This window comes from Litorivicinus lipolyticus (assembly GCF_009650135.1).
In the GTDB taxonomy this organism is placed as follows: domain Bacteria; phylum Pseudomonadota; class Gammaproteobacteria; order Pseudomonadales; family Litorivicinaceae; genus Litorivicinus; species Litorivicinus lipolyticus.
Window position 1 is genome coordinate 1096610 of sequence record NZ_CP045871.1, and the last position, 13843, is coordinate 1110452.

The 13843-nt window shown below is 57.6% G+C and carries 19 protein-coding genes, 1 tRNA gene and 1 riboswitch; of the genes, 11 read left to right on the forward strand and 9 right to left on the reverse strand.

The window, feature by feature from the left end; translation table 11 throughout:
* Nucleotides 1-48 precede the first annotated feature (48 nt).
* A complete protein-coding gene (locus GH975_RS05665) occupies nucleotides 49-423 on the forward strand; it encodes a SpoIIAA family protein (protein ID WP_170272555.1) in 375 nt (124 codons plus the stop codon).
* A 90-nt stretch (nucleotides 424-513) separates the two neighbouring features.
* Here GH975_RS05665 and GH975_RS05670 read toward each other — a convergent pair whose 3' ends face one another.
* Nucleotides 514-933 (reverse strand): ketosteroid isomerase-related protein, encoded by a 420-nt coding sequence (locus tag GH975_RS05670; protein ID WP_153713591.1) that lies wholly within the window; start codon nucleotides 931-933, stop codon nucleotides 514-516.
* Between the two features lie 126 nt (nucleotides 934-1059).
* Here GH975_RS05670 and GH975_RS05675 point away from each other — a divergent pair, with 126 nt between their 5' ends.
* From GH975_RS05675 to GH975_RS05705, 7 genes are all read left to right on the forward strand, one after another.
* Nucleotides 1060-1371, forward strand: coding sequence for a hypothetical protein (locus tag GH975_RS05675; protein ID WP_153713592.1), 312 nt, complete (start codon nucleotides 1060-1062; stop codon nucleotides 1369-1371).
* Entirely contained in the window at nucleotides 1368-1904 is a 537-nt protein-coding gene (locus GH975_RS05680; RefSeq protein WP_153713593.1) for a SixA phosphatase family protein, read from the forward strand. Before GH975_RS05675 ends, GH975_RS05680 begins: the two co-directional genes overlap by 4 nt.
* A gap of 110 nt (nucleotides 1905-2014) precedes the next feature.
* Nucleotides 2015-2284, forward strand: a complete 270-nt coding sequence (locus GH975_RS05685; protein ID WP_153713594.1) for a hypothetical protein — start codon at nucleotides 2015-2017, stop codon at nucleotides 2282-2284.
* A 108-nt stretch (nucleotides 2285-2392) separates the two neighbouring features.
* Nucleotides 2393-2469 (forward strand) — tRNA-Arg (locus tag GH975_RS05690).
* A 351-nt stretch (nucleotides 2470-2820) separates the two neighbouring features.
* The gene (locus tag GH975_RS05695) at nucleotides 2821-3495 is read left to right on the forward strand and encodes a UPF0149 family protein (protein ID WP_170272556.1); all 675 of its coding nucleotides are present in this window, start codon (nucleotides 2821-2823) and stop codon (nucleotides 3493-3495) included.
* A 77-nt stretch (nucleotides 3496-3572) separates the two neighbouring features.
* Nucleotides 3573-4439 (forward strand): DUF6279 family lipoprotein, encoded by an 867-nt coding sequence (locus GH975_RS05700; RefSeq protein ID WP_153713596.1) that lies wholly within the window; start codon nucleotides 3573-3575, stop codon nucleotides 4437-4439.
* A 50-nt stretch (nucleotides 4440-4489) separates the two neighbouring features.
* Nucleotides 4490-4849, forward strand: a complete 360-nt coding sequence (locus tag GH975_RS05705) for a HopJ type III effector protein (protein WP_153713597.1) — start codon at nucleotides 4490-4492, stop codon at nucleotides 4847-4849.
* 52 nt (nucleotides 4850-4901) lie between these two features.
* On the opposite strand, the gene GH975_RS05710 is transcribed toward GH975_RS05705, so the two are convergent.
* From GH975_RS05710 to GH975_RS05720, 3 genes are all read right to left on the reverse strand, one after another.
* Nucleotides 4902-5126, reverse strand: coding sequence for a VPLPA-CTERM sorting domain-containing protein (locus GH975_RS05710; RefSeq protein ID WP_153713598.1), 225 nt, complete (start codon nucleotides 5124-5126; stop codon nucleotides 4902-4904).
* Between the two features lie 26 nt (nucleotides 5127-5152).
* Complete coding sequence (locus GH975_RS05715; protein WP_170272557.1) at nucleotides 5153-5671, reverse strand: DM13 domain-containing protein; 519 nt, start codon at nucleotides 5669-5671, stop codon at nucleotides 5153-5155.
* Between the two features lie 103 nt (nucleotides 5672-5774).
* Nucleotides 5775-8567 (reverse strand): bifunctional aconitate hydratase 2/2-methylisocitrate dehydratase, encoded by a 2793-nt coding sequence (locus GH975_RS05720; RefSeq protein ID WP_153713600.1) that lies wholly within the window; start codon nucleotides 8565-8567, stop codon nucleotides 5775-5777.
* Between the two features lie 334 nt (nucleotides 8568-8901).
* Here GH975_RS05720 and GH975_RS05725 point away from each other — a divergent pair, with 334 nt between their 5' ends.
* Nucleotides 8902-9456, forward strand: coding sequence for a tetratricopeptide repeat protein (locus GH975_RS05725; RefSeq protein ID WP_153713601.1), 555 nt, complete (start codon nucleotides 8902-8904; stop codon nucleotides 9454-9456).
* Between the two features lie 16 nt (nucleotides 9457-9472).
* Here GH975_RS05725 and speG read toward each other — a convergent pair whose 3' ends face one another.
* Complete coding sequence (gene speG, locus GH975_RS05730) at nucleotides 9473-10015, reverse strand: spermidine N1-acetyltransferase (RefSeq protein ID WP_153713602.1); 543 nt, start codon at nucleotides 10013-10015, stop codon at nucleotides 9473-9475.
* A gap of 131 nt (nucleotides 10016-10146) precedes the next feature.
* A riboswitch (SAM-I-IV-variant riboswitch) is annotated at nucleotides 10147-10252 on the forward strand.
* Between the two features lie 23 nt (nucleotides 10253-10275).
* On the opposite strand from speG, the gene GH975_RS05735 reads away from it, so the two are divergent.
* The gene (locus tag GH975_RS05735) at nucleotides 10276-10776 is read left to right on the forward strand and encodes a DUF3293 domain-containing protein (protein ID WP_153713603.1); all 501 of its coding nucleotides are present in this window, start codon (nucleotides 10276-10278) and stop codon (nucleotides 10774-10776) included.
* On the opposite strand, the gene GH975_RS05740 is transcribed toward GH975_RS05735, so the two are convergent.
* A complete protein-coding gene (locus tag GH975_RS05740) occupies nucleotides 10773-11117 on the reverse strand; it encodes a RidA family protein (protein ID WP_153713604.1) in 345 nt (114 codons plus the stop codon). The two genes, GH975_RS05735 and GH975_RS05740, sit on opposite strands and share 4 nt — an antisense overlap.
* A complete protein-coding gene (locus tag GH975_RS05745; RefSeq protein WP_153713605.1) occupies nucleotides 11114-12397 on the reverse strand; it encodes a D-amino acid dehydrogenase in 1284 nt (427 codons plus the stop codon). Before GH975_RS05745 ends, GH975_RS05740 begins: the two co-directional genes overlap by 4 nt.
* A 121-nt stretch (nucleotides 12398-12518) precedes the next feature.
* Here GH975_RS05745 and GH975_RS05750 point away from each other — a divergent pair, with 121 nt between their 5' ends.
* Complete coding sequence (locus tag GH975_RS05750; RefSeq protein ID WP_153713606.1) at nucleotides 12519-13001, forward strand: winged helix-turn-helix transcriptional regulator; 483 nt, start codon at nucleotides 12519-12521, stop codon at nucleotides 12999-13001.
* Nucleotide 13002: 1 nt separating this feature from the next.
* Here GH975_RS05750 and GH975_RS05755 read toward each other — a convergent pair whose 3' ends face one another.
* The gene (locus GH975_RS05755) at nucleotides 13003-13392 is read right to left on the reverse strand and encodes a carboxymuconolactone decarboxylase family protein (protein ID WP_153713607.1); all 390 of its coding nucleotides are present in this window, start codon (nucleotides 13390-13392) and stop codon (nucleotides 13003-13005) included.
* Nucleotides 13389-13730: a zinc ribbon domain-containing protein YjdM gene (locus GH975_RS05760; protein ID WP_153713608.1), complete on the reverse strand. Its 342-nt coding sequence runs from the start codon at nucleotides 13728-13730 to the stop codon at nucleotides 13389-13391. Before GH975_RS05760 ends, GH975_RS05755 begins: the two co-directional genes overlap by 4 nt.
* Nucleotides 13731-13843 lie beyond the last annotated feature (113 nt).

A 13843-nucleotide genomic window follows, 5' to 3' on the forward strand; every position in this document is an offset into this window, starting at 1 on the left:
TCGCGCTGTCTCGCTCCGGCGTAGGCTCAAACCATGGAGGGTAGTCGAATGATTGAAGTGAAACGCAATGGAAAGCGGGTCGAACTGGTGGTCGAAGGGCCTATCAATTTGGCCGCGATGCAAGATTTCATACCGAGGGCGCTGATTGCCACCGAAGGGCTCAAGCACGGGTCGATGCTGATGCACCTAGGCGAGGGCGCCTGGCCAACATTGGCTGCGGTGGGGCTTGAGTTGGTTGAACTGCCGAAAATGATTCGCTTGATTCGCCGCTTTGACCGCATCGCAGTAATGACCGATCGCGACTGGATCGGTGAGCTGGCGGAATTCGAGGGGTTGTTGATACCGGGGCTGAAAATTGAAGCCTTTGACCTCGACGAATTGGCCGAGGCCTCCGCCTGGCTAAAGGAGCCGCTACCCGCTTAGCGGCAGCGCGGTGTTGCCGTGGGTCTGTGAACATACCGCCGGCCAGCGCTTGCAGGCACTGGCGCAACGGTTAGCCAATCGCAGCGCGGCTTAGCTCTGGTCGTGAAGCGGGCTGACCTGATTGATCCACTCTTGGCGGTTGCAATAGCTGGTGACACGTTTGATTTCGCCGTTTTTGATCTCGAAGAATGCCCCGGCCTGCAGGTCATAGGCTTGGCCCGTGGCGCGCGGTAAGCCGTCTTCGGTCGCCAGGTAGTGTCCCTGCATACGGTACTCGGTGGCGGCTCGACTGCCGTCTTCATTGATGCAAATGACGCGGTCAACCATTTGTTCATCGTAGTGCGCGCGGCGATGTTCGAAGGCCGCTCGAAATGCGAGTTTGCCGTCCTCGCGATGGCTTTGATTGACGTCATGCACGACGTCGTCGCTGAGTAACGCCAGTAGTCCCGGTAAATCGTCGCTATTAAGTGCGCTGTAGTACTGCTCGATGAGTGCCCGTGTGTCGGCCATGCCCGTTCTCCAATGGTTCTTGTACATTCTTTATAGGCCGCTTTGACTGCGAACGCGAGTGCCGCCTGGTCTGGTCAAATAGGGTGCTTCGGGGTTACAAGGGGGTTCGTCAAAAGGAGAAACGAAATGCACCCTGCACTGATAATTGGCATCGCCCTAGTGCTCGGCGGTTGTGCCGTCCAAACCCCGGTGGTCGATAGCCTTGATGCGCGGCTAAGCCAAGCGCTTGGCCAACCCTTATCAAGCTATGCAAATGCCTTGGGCGATGCGGCGGTTGTTGCGGCGGATGGCGCGTTGACGCGTCATGGCTGGCGCAACGCGGACCTTATAAAACCCTGTGAGGTCGAACTGTGGGCGGATACGGGCGGCGTCATTCGCAAGGTTGCCTGGACTGGGTATGACCGGTCGTGTCGTGCGTTGCTGGAACGGCTGCCGTGAGGGCGTTGCTGTGGGCCTGTTTGGCACTCTGGGCGGGGCAGGCTAGTGCGCTCAGCTTGGAGGATTACCTTGATCAACCTGAACGCTATGGTCAGGTGCTGTTGATGCGCCACGCGATCGCGCCGGGCACCGGTGATCCTGGTGATTTCGAATTGGGTAACTGTGCCAGTCAGCGCAATCTGGATGCGCGCGGTCAGGCTCAGGCGATTGCCACGGGCGAGCGCTTGTCAGCGGCCGGGTTTGCGCCACAGGTGATTGCCACCAGTCCCTGGTGCCGGTGTCATCAGACCGCTCGGCTGTTGGCGTTAGGTGAACCGGAAGTCGACATGGGCCTGGCTTCGTTCTTTCAAGGGCATGTCCAGCGCGCCGATACCCTGGCCGCGTTTGACGCATTGCTAGGGCGCATTGGCGAGCGATCCGCGATCTTGGTGACTCACTTCGTGGTGATCAGTGCCGTCGCCGGGCGCAGTCCGGCAAGCGGTGGGCTGGTGGCGTTTAACCCACGAACCCAAGAGAGTTGGTCGATCGACTAGGCGAGCTGCTGAGTGGTGGTTTTTTGTCAGCGGATCTATGTGAACTGAGGCCCAGATTTGCTGCGCTGCGTTGGCTTAGCGTCAACACTCATAGTGCAGGAGGGGTTCCTATGATCCATTCCACCTTACAGCGCCAATGCTTGGAAGACGCCGTACTCTATTTCGAAGCGATTTGGCACCGTCCGATTACACCCATGGAAATTGAGCAGCTAGAAGAGTTGGTGCGTGTGCGTGCCGGCAATGCGTGCATAGAGGAAATTCGACGAATTGCTGCCGGCTGTGCCGCGGATCTGGATTACTTGGCTGAGGAGGGCGAGCAATTTTTCGTCAGTGCCGGATTGGACGATGAGCGCTTCGATTCGTTGATGGGTTATCACTGAATGCCGAAACTCCGCCAGTTTTGTGGATCTCGGTAATTTATTTGGCTTTTCGTCATTTAGGGCTTGCCAAGGTGGGCCATGCTCTTTATTATCCGCGCCCACAACGACGCGCTCGTAGCTCAGCTGGATAGAGTACCTGGCTACGAACCAGGCGGTCGGAGGTTCGAATCCTCCCGAGCGCGCCATACAAATAAAAAAGCCCTGACCTTTGGTCGGGGCTTTTTTATTTGTGCGCTCGTTGGAGGATGCGAACCGACTGGAGGTTCGACGCCGACCGTGTTCAAAGCGCAGCTTTGCACGCGGTCAAGGACTGGCGAAGCCACCCGCAGGGCGCAAACGGCATTAGGCGTTTGCGGTCTATCCGACCGGTGCGCCATGTGAGCCCTGACCTTTGGTCGGGGCTTTTTTATTTGTGCGCTCGTTGGAGGTTCGACAGCCTTGGTAGACGTAATCAGACGGCGGCCAACGCGTTAGTGGCCGTTAAATCGAGGGAGCTGTGGCATTATCCACGCATACCCAAAAATGATGAGTGTGTGATGATTAGTTTGAAAACGCCGCTGACGGCTGATGACCTAAAGGCCTTGGACAAGTGCTTGACCTTTGAGGTCGGTCCGCAGGGGCTCAGTGTTGACCGCTTGGATGGCTTATTACACGCGCTGGCGATTGGGCCAACCACGCTTGATCCAACAACCTGGGTCCATATGGTCTGGGGCGGGGCTCTGGGTCAACCGTCCAAATTGTCCGACGATGCGCTGGAGCGGTTGACCAACTTAGTGTTTCGACGGATGAACCAGGTCGTGGCGGGTTTTTCCGGTGATGAATACAAGGTTGCGCCGGTATTTAAGACGCAGTGGAGCCAGGGCCGCAATTTGAGTGACCCGACGGGGTTCGCGCAGGGATTCATGCTGGGGGTCGACTTGACGCGTGGGGACTGGGCCGCCTGTTTAGACCGGCCGAGTATGGAGCTGCTGCGGGCGTTGGGCGACACATCGGATCCAGTTGAGCTTGCGGATATTGAATCCCTGCAACACAAACACGACGCGACTCATTTTGTGGTTGGTAATTTGATCGCCATTTATGAGTTTTGGATGCCCCGGCGCATCGCCGCCAAACAGACGGTCACGGTGAAGATTGGCCGCAATGATCCCTGTCCTTGCGGCAGTGGTAAAAAACACAAAAAGTGTTGCGAAGGGCAGTCGGCGACCGCGTGAACCGATCGAGGTCGCTCACTTCATTGAATTGGCCAAGGCTGGCCTCAGTGATAAGAGAGTAGCGGGGGGGGAAATCGTTGAAACGGTCATTGCGTTTAATCTGTATGTGTTTGTTGCTGAGCGGTTGCGGGATGCAGTTTGCCTACAACAACGCCCGATTTATGGCGTCCTGGTACCTCAACGATTTCATCGACCTGTCGCGCGAGCAAAAGACTGCGTTCAAAGCGGAGCTTGCCCAGTTGCATGACTGGCATCGTGCAAATGAACTGCCGCTCTACCGAGACACCTTGGTGCAAATTCGAGCGCAGCTCAGTGGTGCCAAGCTGGATCCAGACGCATTACAGGGCCATATCGCGCTCATGCGGCAGCGCTGGGATGCCATCGTTATCCAGGCGACCCCCGCGATCGTTGAATTAAGTCGTACCGTCACCCCACAGCAAGTCCAAGGGTTGATGTTGGCGGTTGAAGCGCGCAGCCAAGAAAGGCTATCCGACGCCGAGACTGCGGCTGATCACGCCCAAGATACGGTTGCGGGCATCGAAAAATGGACGGGGCCGCTGAGTCCATCGCAACAAACGAGGGTGCTGAACTTCGCCGCACAATACCCCGATATCACCGTCCAGACCGTGGCCGCTCACCGCGCATTTCAATCGCAACTGTTCGAGGTTTTGGCCGAGCCCAGCGGCGCTGACCGCGCCGCGCGGCTGGGGTTTTTATTCGCAAACGCGTTGGATACGCCGCAGGGCCGTCAATTGGTAGCGCTTCGTGCGGCTCGATTGGACGGTCGGGTGCAACTGATGACGGATCTCTGGGCTGGCGCTGATGAACGTCAAAAGCGCAGGGTCATTAAACGCGTGGGTAATTATATCGATGACATGGATGCCCTGATCAACACCGAGCTGACGAAGGCCGTGGCGACGAACGCGGATGCCACACTGCGATAGCGCATGAAGATCGTTTAGACTGCGGCCCCACGCCACAGCCGAGCACTAAAATGAACGACGTTGCCACTTTGTTAATGCGTTTAGTCAAAAAACCGAACGAGCTGATGTTCGTCGACGTCATTGCGACGATTGACCGAGCCTATCGTTTCGCGCCGACGGCGTTTTCAAACGGCACGGCCGACAACACGGCCGAGCAAAACCAGGGATCGGCCAAGGTATTGGCGTTTGCGCGCCTGCATAACCTTGGCGAACCTCAAACACTCGCGTGTTGGGCGGAGCACTATCGCAGTGTTCTGGACCATCCGGAGGGCACTGATCATCAAAACATCCGCCAGTTTATCCAGACAGGTTGGGCTGGGGTTCAACTACCGTCAGATTGTTTGGTTCTGATTAACCAGACCGTCAAATAGACGCCTCCAAACAGACTGTCACGGTGACGGTTGGCCCCCACGATCCGAGCCGTTAAGTGCCCGTGGTTTTACTGCGGGCACGAGTCCCGATCAGGCCCGCTAACGCCGTTAAGAGCAGCCAGGCAGCGGCCGGTAGCGGAACGTTGGCGATTGGATCGGGGTTGTTGGTGATGCTGCCGCCGTCACAGGCGCCATAGCCGAATGATTTGTCGCTACCGTCGCAACTATTGTTACCCAGTGAAAACAGCAGTATTTTCTTGCCGTTATATCGGTTCAAACGTCAGCGACACCTTCGCGCTTGCCTTACTCCCCCGGCACAACCAAATCCGTCGACGCCATAAACTCCCCAAAGCGTTTGCACCAGACCGTCACCGACCCTAGCGCATTAATTTCGGTGTCGCTGAGCGCCCCGAGCGAGTAGTAGCTTGCGCCCTTGCCTTTGACCAATGGCCCGACCTCGATTTGTTCGGTCGCGGCAAAGCGTTCTTCGCTGTCAATTCCGCGCGCCATCGACAGGTATAGGTACAGATCCGGCGCCAAGCCGATCTCGACGTCCGGGTGCAACTGCACAAACACATCGCCTTCGCGGGTGACCAGCGATAAACCGCCTTTGCCGGTGTGGGCGAAGTCTTGGCCCGGATCGTCGGTGCGGAACTGACCACTGGCGATTACACGGGCGCTGTCCAGTACCTGGTCGGGTAGGCTGCGCGACTGGAAATCGGCGACGTGGCCGGTCACTGCGGCTTTGAGGTCGTCGAACAGCCCTGCGTGCGTGGCGGTCGGTAGGGCGGTTAGCGCGCCAATCATTAGCGCTCGGGTCATGTGCGTCATCATAGTGGGTTCCATCGGCCACCTAGGCCATTATCGAAACTGAAAAAAAAGGGCCGGCACCGAAGTACCGACCCTCATGTAAACCCGTTTGGGTTTAGCCTGCGTTGACCATGGGGATCATGCTCAGTGCTTCGGTCGGCGGCGTAAACTGCGTCAGCTGAATACCCTGGACCGCTTCGCGGTATTCGGCCAGCGTCGGCGAGCGACCCAAGATGGCAGCCAACACCACCACCGGCGTTGAAGCCAGCAAGGATTCGCCTTTCTTGTCAGCGCGATCCTCGACCACACGGCCTTGGAACAAGCGGGTCGAGGTTGCGAACACGGTATCGCCTTTGGCCGCTTTTTCTTGGTTACCCATACACAGGTTACAACCGGGACGCTCCAGATACAGGATGTTCTCGTACTCGGTGCGGGCGGCCTGTTTCGGCGCGTCGTCGTCGAATTCGAAACCGGCGTATTTCTGCAGAATTTCCCAGTCACCTTCGGCCTTCAACTCATCAATGATGTTGTAGGTCGGTGCGGCGACGACTAGCGGCGCTTGGAACTCGACTTTGCCTTGCTTGGCTTCCAGGTTGCGCAGGATTTGGACGACGATTTTGACGTCGTCCTTGTGGACCATGCAGGAACCAACAAAGCCCAGATCGACTTTGCGCTCGCCTGCGTAATACGACAGCGGGCGAATGGCGTCGTGGGTGTAACGCTTTGAGACGTCATCGTTATTAACGTCCGGATCGGCAATCATCGGCTCGACAATGGTGTTCAGGTCGACTTCAAGTTCTGCGTAGTACTGACAGTTGTTGTCAGGCATCAGCAGCGGTCGGCCGGTGCCGTTGGCGATGTCGTGAATACGGGCGTCGGCTTTGTCAATCAGGCCCTGGAGCATGTTGGCGTCGTTTTCCATGCCTTTGTTGATCATGATTTGGATGCGGCTTTTGGCCATCTCCAGTGATCCAATCAAGGTGTCCGGCTGTGAAATACAGATCGAGGCCTTGGCCTTCATCTCGGCGGTCCAGTCGGTAAAGGTAAAGGCTTGGTCAGCCAGCAAGGTGCCAATGTGGACCTCGATGACGCGGCCCTGGAAGACGTTTTCGCCGAATTTTTTCAGCATTTGTAGCTGGGTTGCGTGGACGACGTCACGGAAGTCCATGCCATCTTGCATTTCACCCGAGAAGGTGACCTTGACGGATTCGGGAATCGGCATGGCCGCTTCACCGGTCGCCAGCGCCAGCGCCACCGTGCCCGAATCGGCACCGAAGGCGACGCCCTTGGACATACGGGTGTGCGAGTCACCCCCAATGATGACCGACCATTCATCGACGGTGATGTCGTTCAGTACCTTGTGAATGACGTCGGTCATGGCGTGGTACTGACCCAAGGGGTCACGCGCCGTAATCAGGCCAAACTTGCTCATAAATGACATCAATTTCGGGATGTTAGTCTGGGCTTTTTTATCCCACACCGAGGCGGTGTGACAGCCTGACTGGTAGGCGCCGTCAACCGACGGTGAAATGACCATGGCCGCCATGGCTTCCAATTCCTGCGATGTCATCAGGCCGGTGGTGTCTTGCGACCCGACGATGTTAACGCGAACGCGAACGTCGGAACCGGCGTGCAACTCAACACCGTCTTCAACGCCAACCGCGTTGTTGTTAAAGATTTTTTCGACCGCGGTCAGACCTTGACCTGCGTTGGTGACTTCTTTGGACGGTGCGAATACCGGCGTGACCGGCACACCCAACGCGTGTGCGGCGAAGTTTTGCAGCTTTTTGCCAAAGACAACGGCATACGAGCCACCGGCTTTCATGAATTCGACTTTTTGCGGGGTGAACGCGGCCGCCACGTCGGCCACTTCCTGGCCGTCTTTCAACAGTTTTTTGGTGCGGGTGTTGATCGTCAATACCGTTCCGGTTTCAACCGAGTAGGTCTGGTCTAGTACGGCGTCACCATTGGCATCGACAACCGTGTTGCCGTTGGCATCGACTTTTTTGACCCAGTTTTTTAGATCCAAACCAATGCCGCCGGTGACGCCGACCGTGGTCAAGAAAATCGGCGAAATGCCATTGGTGCCGCCAACGACAGGCGCGATATTGACGAAGGGCACGTACGGGCTGGCTTGCTTGCCGGCCCACAACGCCACGTTGTTAACACCGGACATGCGCGAGGAACCCACGCCCATCGTGCCTTTCTCGGCAATCAGCATGACCTTTTTACCCGGGTGCTGTTTTTGCAGCGCAACGATTTTCTGTTGGTCGTCCGGGCTGCACATGCAGCGGCCGTGTAGTTCACGGTCCGAGCGCGAGTGGGCTTGGTTACCTGGCGACAACAAATCGGTCGATATGTCGCCTTCGGCGGCCACAAAGGTGACGATGTCGATGGTTTCGTCAATCTCGGGCAGCGAGGTAAAGAACTCAGCCGCCGCGTAGCTTTCGAGGACATCCTTGGCGATTGCGCTGCCGGCTTTGAACGCCGCTTCCAGGCGTGCCGTGTCGGCCTCGTACAGGAATACCTGGGTTTTCAGAACGTCGGCCGCCGCATTGGCAATCGCCACATCGTCGCCCAGTGCCAGGTCCAACAGCACTTCAATCGAGGTGCCGCCTTTCATGTGCGACAACAACTCAAAGGCAAAAGTCGGCGTGATTTCGTCGAGCACGACCTGACCCACGATGACGTCTTTCAGGAAGGTGGCTTTGACGCCTGCCGCGCCAGTGGTACCGGGGAGAGTGTTGTAGATCAGGTGCTGCAACGAATCCGCGCGGTGCTCGCTGGTGGTGTCCTTGATCTGTGCGACGATATCGGTCAGTAGCTCGGCGCTATCGATCGGCTTGGGGTGCAGTCCGTCGGTGGCGCGTTCGGCGATCTCTTGCAGGTAATCAGAATAAAAGCTCATACATCTCCCTAAGTGTAAATGTCGCATCAAAAGACGCTCAAATACGGCCGGCCATGATTGCGCCAGCGGTTGTTTGAGCGTTTGGGGTGGCACCGTGACGGAGCGGCTAGGCGCCCGGTCGGTACTTCTTTTGATGATGACGGTGTCGGCGGTTGTGACGACCAAAATTTCTACTGCGAATAATAACGCAAACTGACGTGGGTTGCTGAGGGGTACTACTAAATAATGTGCCACCCTTGGCGCCGTCAGCACGTGGTGCGGTGACCGCTGTTGGGGCGGCTTGAACCGAGTGGCACAAAAGGCAAGTATTGAGCCACGAACGAAGGAGGTGCCTATGTTTCGATTACTCGTCGCCAGCCTATGGATCGTCAGCATTTTACCGCCGCCGGCCAACGCTGATCAGTTTGCCCCCGAGTTGGATGGGCTGTTTGAACGGCTCGCCGCAGCCGAATCAGAGACGGCCGGGCGCCAGTTAGAGTCGATGATCTGGCGGCACTGGCTTGCGTTCCCCGACGACTCCGAAGCGCAGTACATTTTTAACGACGTGGTCGAGGCCATCAGCTTCGGCCAATTGAAACGCGGGCTTGAACAGGCGGACAAGGTGATCGAATCGCACCCTAATTTCGCCGAAATATGGAACAAGCGGGCGACCTTGTATTTTATTCAGGGCGACTATCAACGTTCGGTGTCGGACATCATCCAAACGCTGGCGTTAGAGCCGCGTCACTTCGGCGCGCTGTCCGGTTTGGTCCAAATTTTCGAGCGTCAAGCCCAGTATCAGCGCGCATTAAAAGTGCTGGCACAACTCAAAGCGGTGGTGCCGCAAAGCCCCGGGCTGGACGATTGGGAAGGCCGCTTGCGTGAAAAGTTGGCCGAGTCGGCGACCTAGCGACCACCCAAGTCGGTCAGCCGCCCAGGGTCGCGCCGGGGTTGGCAGCGGTTGACTGCAAATAATCCTGCTGCAGCCGGTACATCCGGATCGCGTCGACGTAGCGGCCGTTGACAAAAAACTCGGCGACTAAGCGTCCTTCCTCGACGAACCCGATGGCCTCGTAGATGTGACGTGCCGCCGGATTTTCGACTGATACCACCAGGTAGACCTTGTTCAGATTGAGGACTTTAAAGGCGTAGTCCAGCGCTTGGCTGGTGATGTCGGTGCCGATGCCCTGACCTTGATAGGTGGGCGAGACAATAATTTGGAACTCGCAGCGCCGGTGCACGGTGGTGATCTCGATCAGTTCTACCAGGCCAACGCGGTGGCCCCCTTGGTGCGCGATAAAGCGCCGCTCGGATTGGTCGTGGATGTGCTTGAGGTACAGCTCTTCCAGCTCCAGAAATGATTCGTACGGCTCTTCGAACCAAAAGCGCATCAGTCGCATGTCATTGTTAAGGCCGTGAACAAAGGGCAGGTCGTCGCGTTCTAAGGCGCGCAGTTGAATAGGGTCCATGGGTCAACTCGTTAGGTGCGTTGGCGCGACAATACGCCGACTGTGTCAGCGGCGGAAGTACCCAGGGTCGGGTTGCGTGTCAGGGGTGCCGGTGGCGGTTGACATAAAGATATCTTTATATTTAACTGGGGATCAAACATGCAGAGTAGGGCGGGCGCCCTCACCAACCTGTCGGTGTCGACAAGGTGGTCAGAGACTCAGTCTCCATGGGGCCGTATGGCAACCAATGACGCGCCCCGCCCACCGTGACGGAGGTGTCTATGATCGACTGCAATCACACATTGGGATGGCCGCAACCGGTTGAGCCTTTATTTGGCGATGTGCCATCGGGATTAGTTCGGGCTTATCGCCAATCCTGTTATCCCGTGCTGGCGGCGGATCCGGCGATCGAGTTGCGACCGGGTCAGCCCTGTCCCGCCATGGATCAATGGTTGGTCGAAAAGGGGCGCCATTTCGGTGCCGTGGTCACGGCCCACAATCCTTACTCGATCCCCCAATCAGCAGACTGGAACGCCACCGCCAATGCATCCTTGGCGGCGTTCATTCAGGCCCGTGGTTGGGAGTTCGTTGATGCCGAAGGCCGCAGCACCGACCCCTTGCAAAGCTGGCCCGTCGAGGCCTCGTTTTTGGTCCTGGTGCCGAGTCTGATCGAAGCGGTGTTACTGGCTAACAGTTTCCGCCAGCATGCCTTTGTTTGGGCCCAGGTGGGTCAACCGGTGCAGCTAAAGTCGGGTCACTACGGTGGTGACCTAAAAGGCTAGACCGCCGCTGTCACGGTAATTTCAACCAACAGCGCGTCGCGCGCCATCGCCGCTTGCACGCACGCCCGTGCCGGCGCATGCCCCTCGGGCACCCAGGCGTCCCACACAGCATTCATGGCCGCGAAGTCGTCCATGGTTTTGACGTAAATCGTCGCCGACAATAGCCGCGTACGGTCCGAGCCTACGGATTCCAACAGGGCGTCAATTTTAGCCAACGTGGTTCGTGTTTGTTCGCTGATGTCGGCGTCGGCGTCGGCGGCGACTTGACCGCATAAATACACGGTGCCGTTGTGGATGACGGCGCGGCTCATGCGCGCCTTGGTTTCGAAGCGTTGAATCATGCGGAATCCTTGTGAGTCCAGTTTTTGCTGGGGTAGCGGCTGATGCCGAGCCCGTTCGGGTCAATGTCGGGTTGGCTGCCGGTGACCACGTCGGCCAACAGCTTGCTGGAGCCGCACGACATGGTCCAGCCCAGCGTGCCGTGGCCGGCGTTGGTGTACAGGTTTTTAAACGGCGTGGCACCGACGATGGGCGTGCCGTCCGGCGTCATCGGGCGCAATCCGGTCCAAAATTCGCCTTGGCTGATATCGCCGCCGTCGGGGAAAATGTCGCGCACGACCATCTCGATGGTGGCGCGGCGCTTGTCGGGCAGATCCAGGTTGAAGCCCGCCAATTCAGCGGTACCCGCCACTCGAATGCGGTCGTCAAAACGGGTCAGTGCGACTTTATAGGTTTCGTCCATGACCGTGGATACCGGCGCCGCGTCGGGGTTGGTGATCGGTACGGTCAACGAGTAACCCTTGACCGGGAAAATCGGCAAATCTAACCCAATCGCATCCAGTAGAGCGGTGCTGTAGCTGCCCATGGCAACGACATAGGCATCGGCTGTTTGAAGACCGGCGCTGGTCTTGATGCCGGTGATTTGATCGCTTCTGGCCTCAATCCCCAAAATCCGCGTGTTCATCCGATAGCGGACACCCATCGCGCGAGTTTTTTCCGCTAATCGCTCGGTGAACAACAAGCAATCGCCGGTTTCGTCGTTGGGCAGGCGCAGACCTCCGACCAGTTTGTCAGAGACTCGGGCCAGCGCCGGTTCAACCGCAATGCACTGCTCAACATCAAGCGACTCGTAAGGCACGTTGCAGCGCTCGAGCACCTCGATGTCTTTGTACGATGCCTCGACCTGTTTTTGAGTGCGGAACAGCTGCAGCGTGCCCTTGCTTCGGTTCTCGTAGGCAATATCGGCTTCCTTGCGGATATCGATAAAGCAATCACGGCTGTATTCGGCCAGCCGCATCATGCGTTCTTTATTGATCGCATATTTACTGTCGGTGCAGTTGGTCAGCATTTGCATGACCCAGTTCCACATGGCCGGATCGACACGGGCCTTCATTTTAAGCGGCGCGTGTTCTTGTAACAGCCATTTGGCGGCCTTGACCGGGATGCCCGGCGCCGCCCATGGCGCGGAATAGCCGGGTGAAATTTGACCGGCATTGGCGAAACTGGTCTCCAGGCCCGGTTGAGCTTGGCGGTCGATAACGGTGACCTGGTGGCCTTGGCGGGCCAAATAGTAAGCGCTGGTGACGCCGACCACGCCGGCGCCCAATACAATCACGTTCATCCGATCGTCCTCTGTTTGATTCCATGCATCATATGGAATTTCGAAGCGCAAATAACTTCGTTATTATTGTATTTGCAGTGATATCCTCCGCTTGATGATATTTAAATGAAGGATTGATCTGATGGCGTTGTCCGAGCGTAAACTGGACCGTATTGATCGCAATATTTTGCGTGCGCTGCAGCGCGATGGTCGGCTGTCGTACGTTGATTTGGCGGCCGAGGTCGGCCTCAGTGCGACGCCTTGCCTTGAACGCGTCCGGCGCCTTGAAAAGGACGGCATTATCCGGGGATATACCGCGCTGTTGGCACCTGCGGCCTTGGACGCCGGGTTGCTGGTGTTCGTTGAAATCAGCCTGACCTATCGCGCCCCGACGGTGTTCGACGATTTTCGTGACGAGGTGCTGAAACTGGAACAGGTCATGGAGTGCCACCTGGTGTCCGGGGACTTTGACTACCTGATCAAAGCCCGAATTGGCGAAATGTCTCAATACCGGGCGTTGTTGGGTGAGCTGCTGTTGGCGCTGCCGAATGTCGACAAGTCGCGCAGCTACATAGTCATGGAGGAGGTCAAGGAAACCCCGAATCTGGTGGTGCCGGGGCCGTAGTTCAGAGCAGTCCCTGTTCGCCTAGCACCTTGCGTGCGCTACGAAAGCACTCCAGCGCTTGGGGCGCGCCGCAATAGATCCCGACGACGTGAATAATGGCGCGAATTTCCTCGACCGAAACGCCGTTATTGATTGCGCCGCGACAATGGCCCTCCCATTCGTTCATTTTGCCCAGGGCGCCGATCATCGCCAGATTCATCATCGAGCGAGTTTTCGCCGGGATCACGTCGTCACCCCACCCAAACCCCCAGGCCCACGCGGTCATGGCTTCTTGAAAGGGCCGCGTAAAGTCATCCGCATCGGCCAGGTTTTTGTCGACGTAGTCCGCGCCCATGGTTTGTTTGCGCTGCTCCAGCCCTTTCAAAAACAAATCCTCGTCGAACACGCTCATGCTTTTTTCACAAACTGAGATTTGAGCATCATTGAGCCTGCGCCGTCGACGCGGCAGTCGATGTCATGGTCACCGTCGACAAAACGCCCGATCTTGGCTTTGGTCCCGATCTTTAACACGGTCGAGCTGCCTTTAACTTTTAGGTCTTTAATCAGCGTGACCCGATCGCCTTCCGCCAGCGGATTGCCGTTCGCATCACGCACGTCCACGGCGGCATCGTCGGCGTGCGTGTCCGCGTCGCCGTCGACCCATTCGTGGGCGCATTCCGGGCAAATCCATTGGCTTTGGTCGGGGTAGGCAAAGGTGCCTTGGCATTGGGGGCAGGCGGGGTTGGTCATGGTGCGTCCTTGCGGTCAGTCAAAAACAAAGGTTACCAGCGCGTCGGCGCCACGGTCACCTTCGATTTTACACTGTCCCTCAGCCCTAGGCGTGCGCCGGCGGTTCGGGTGAC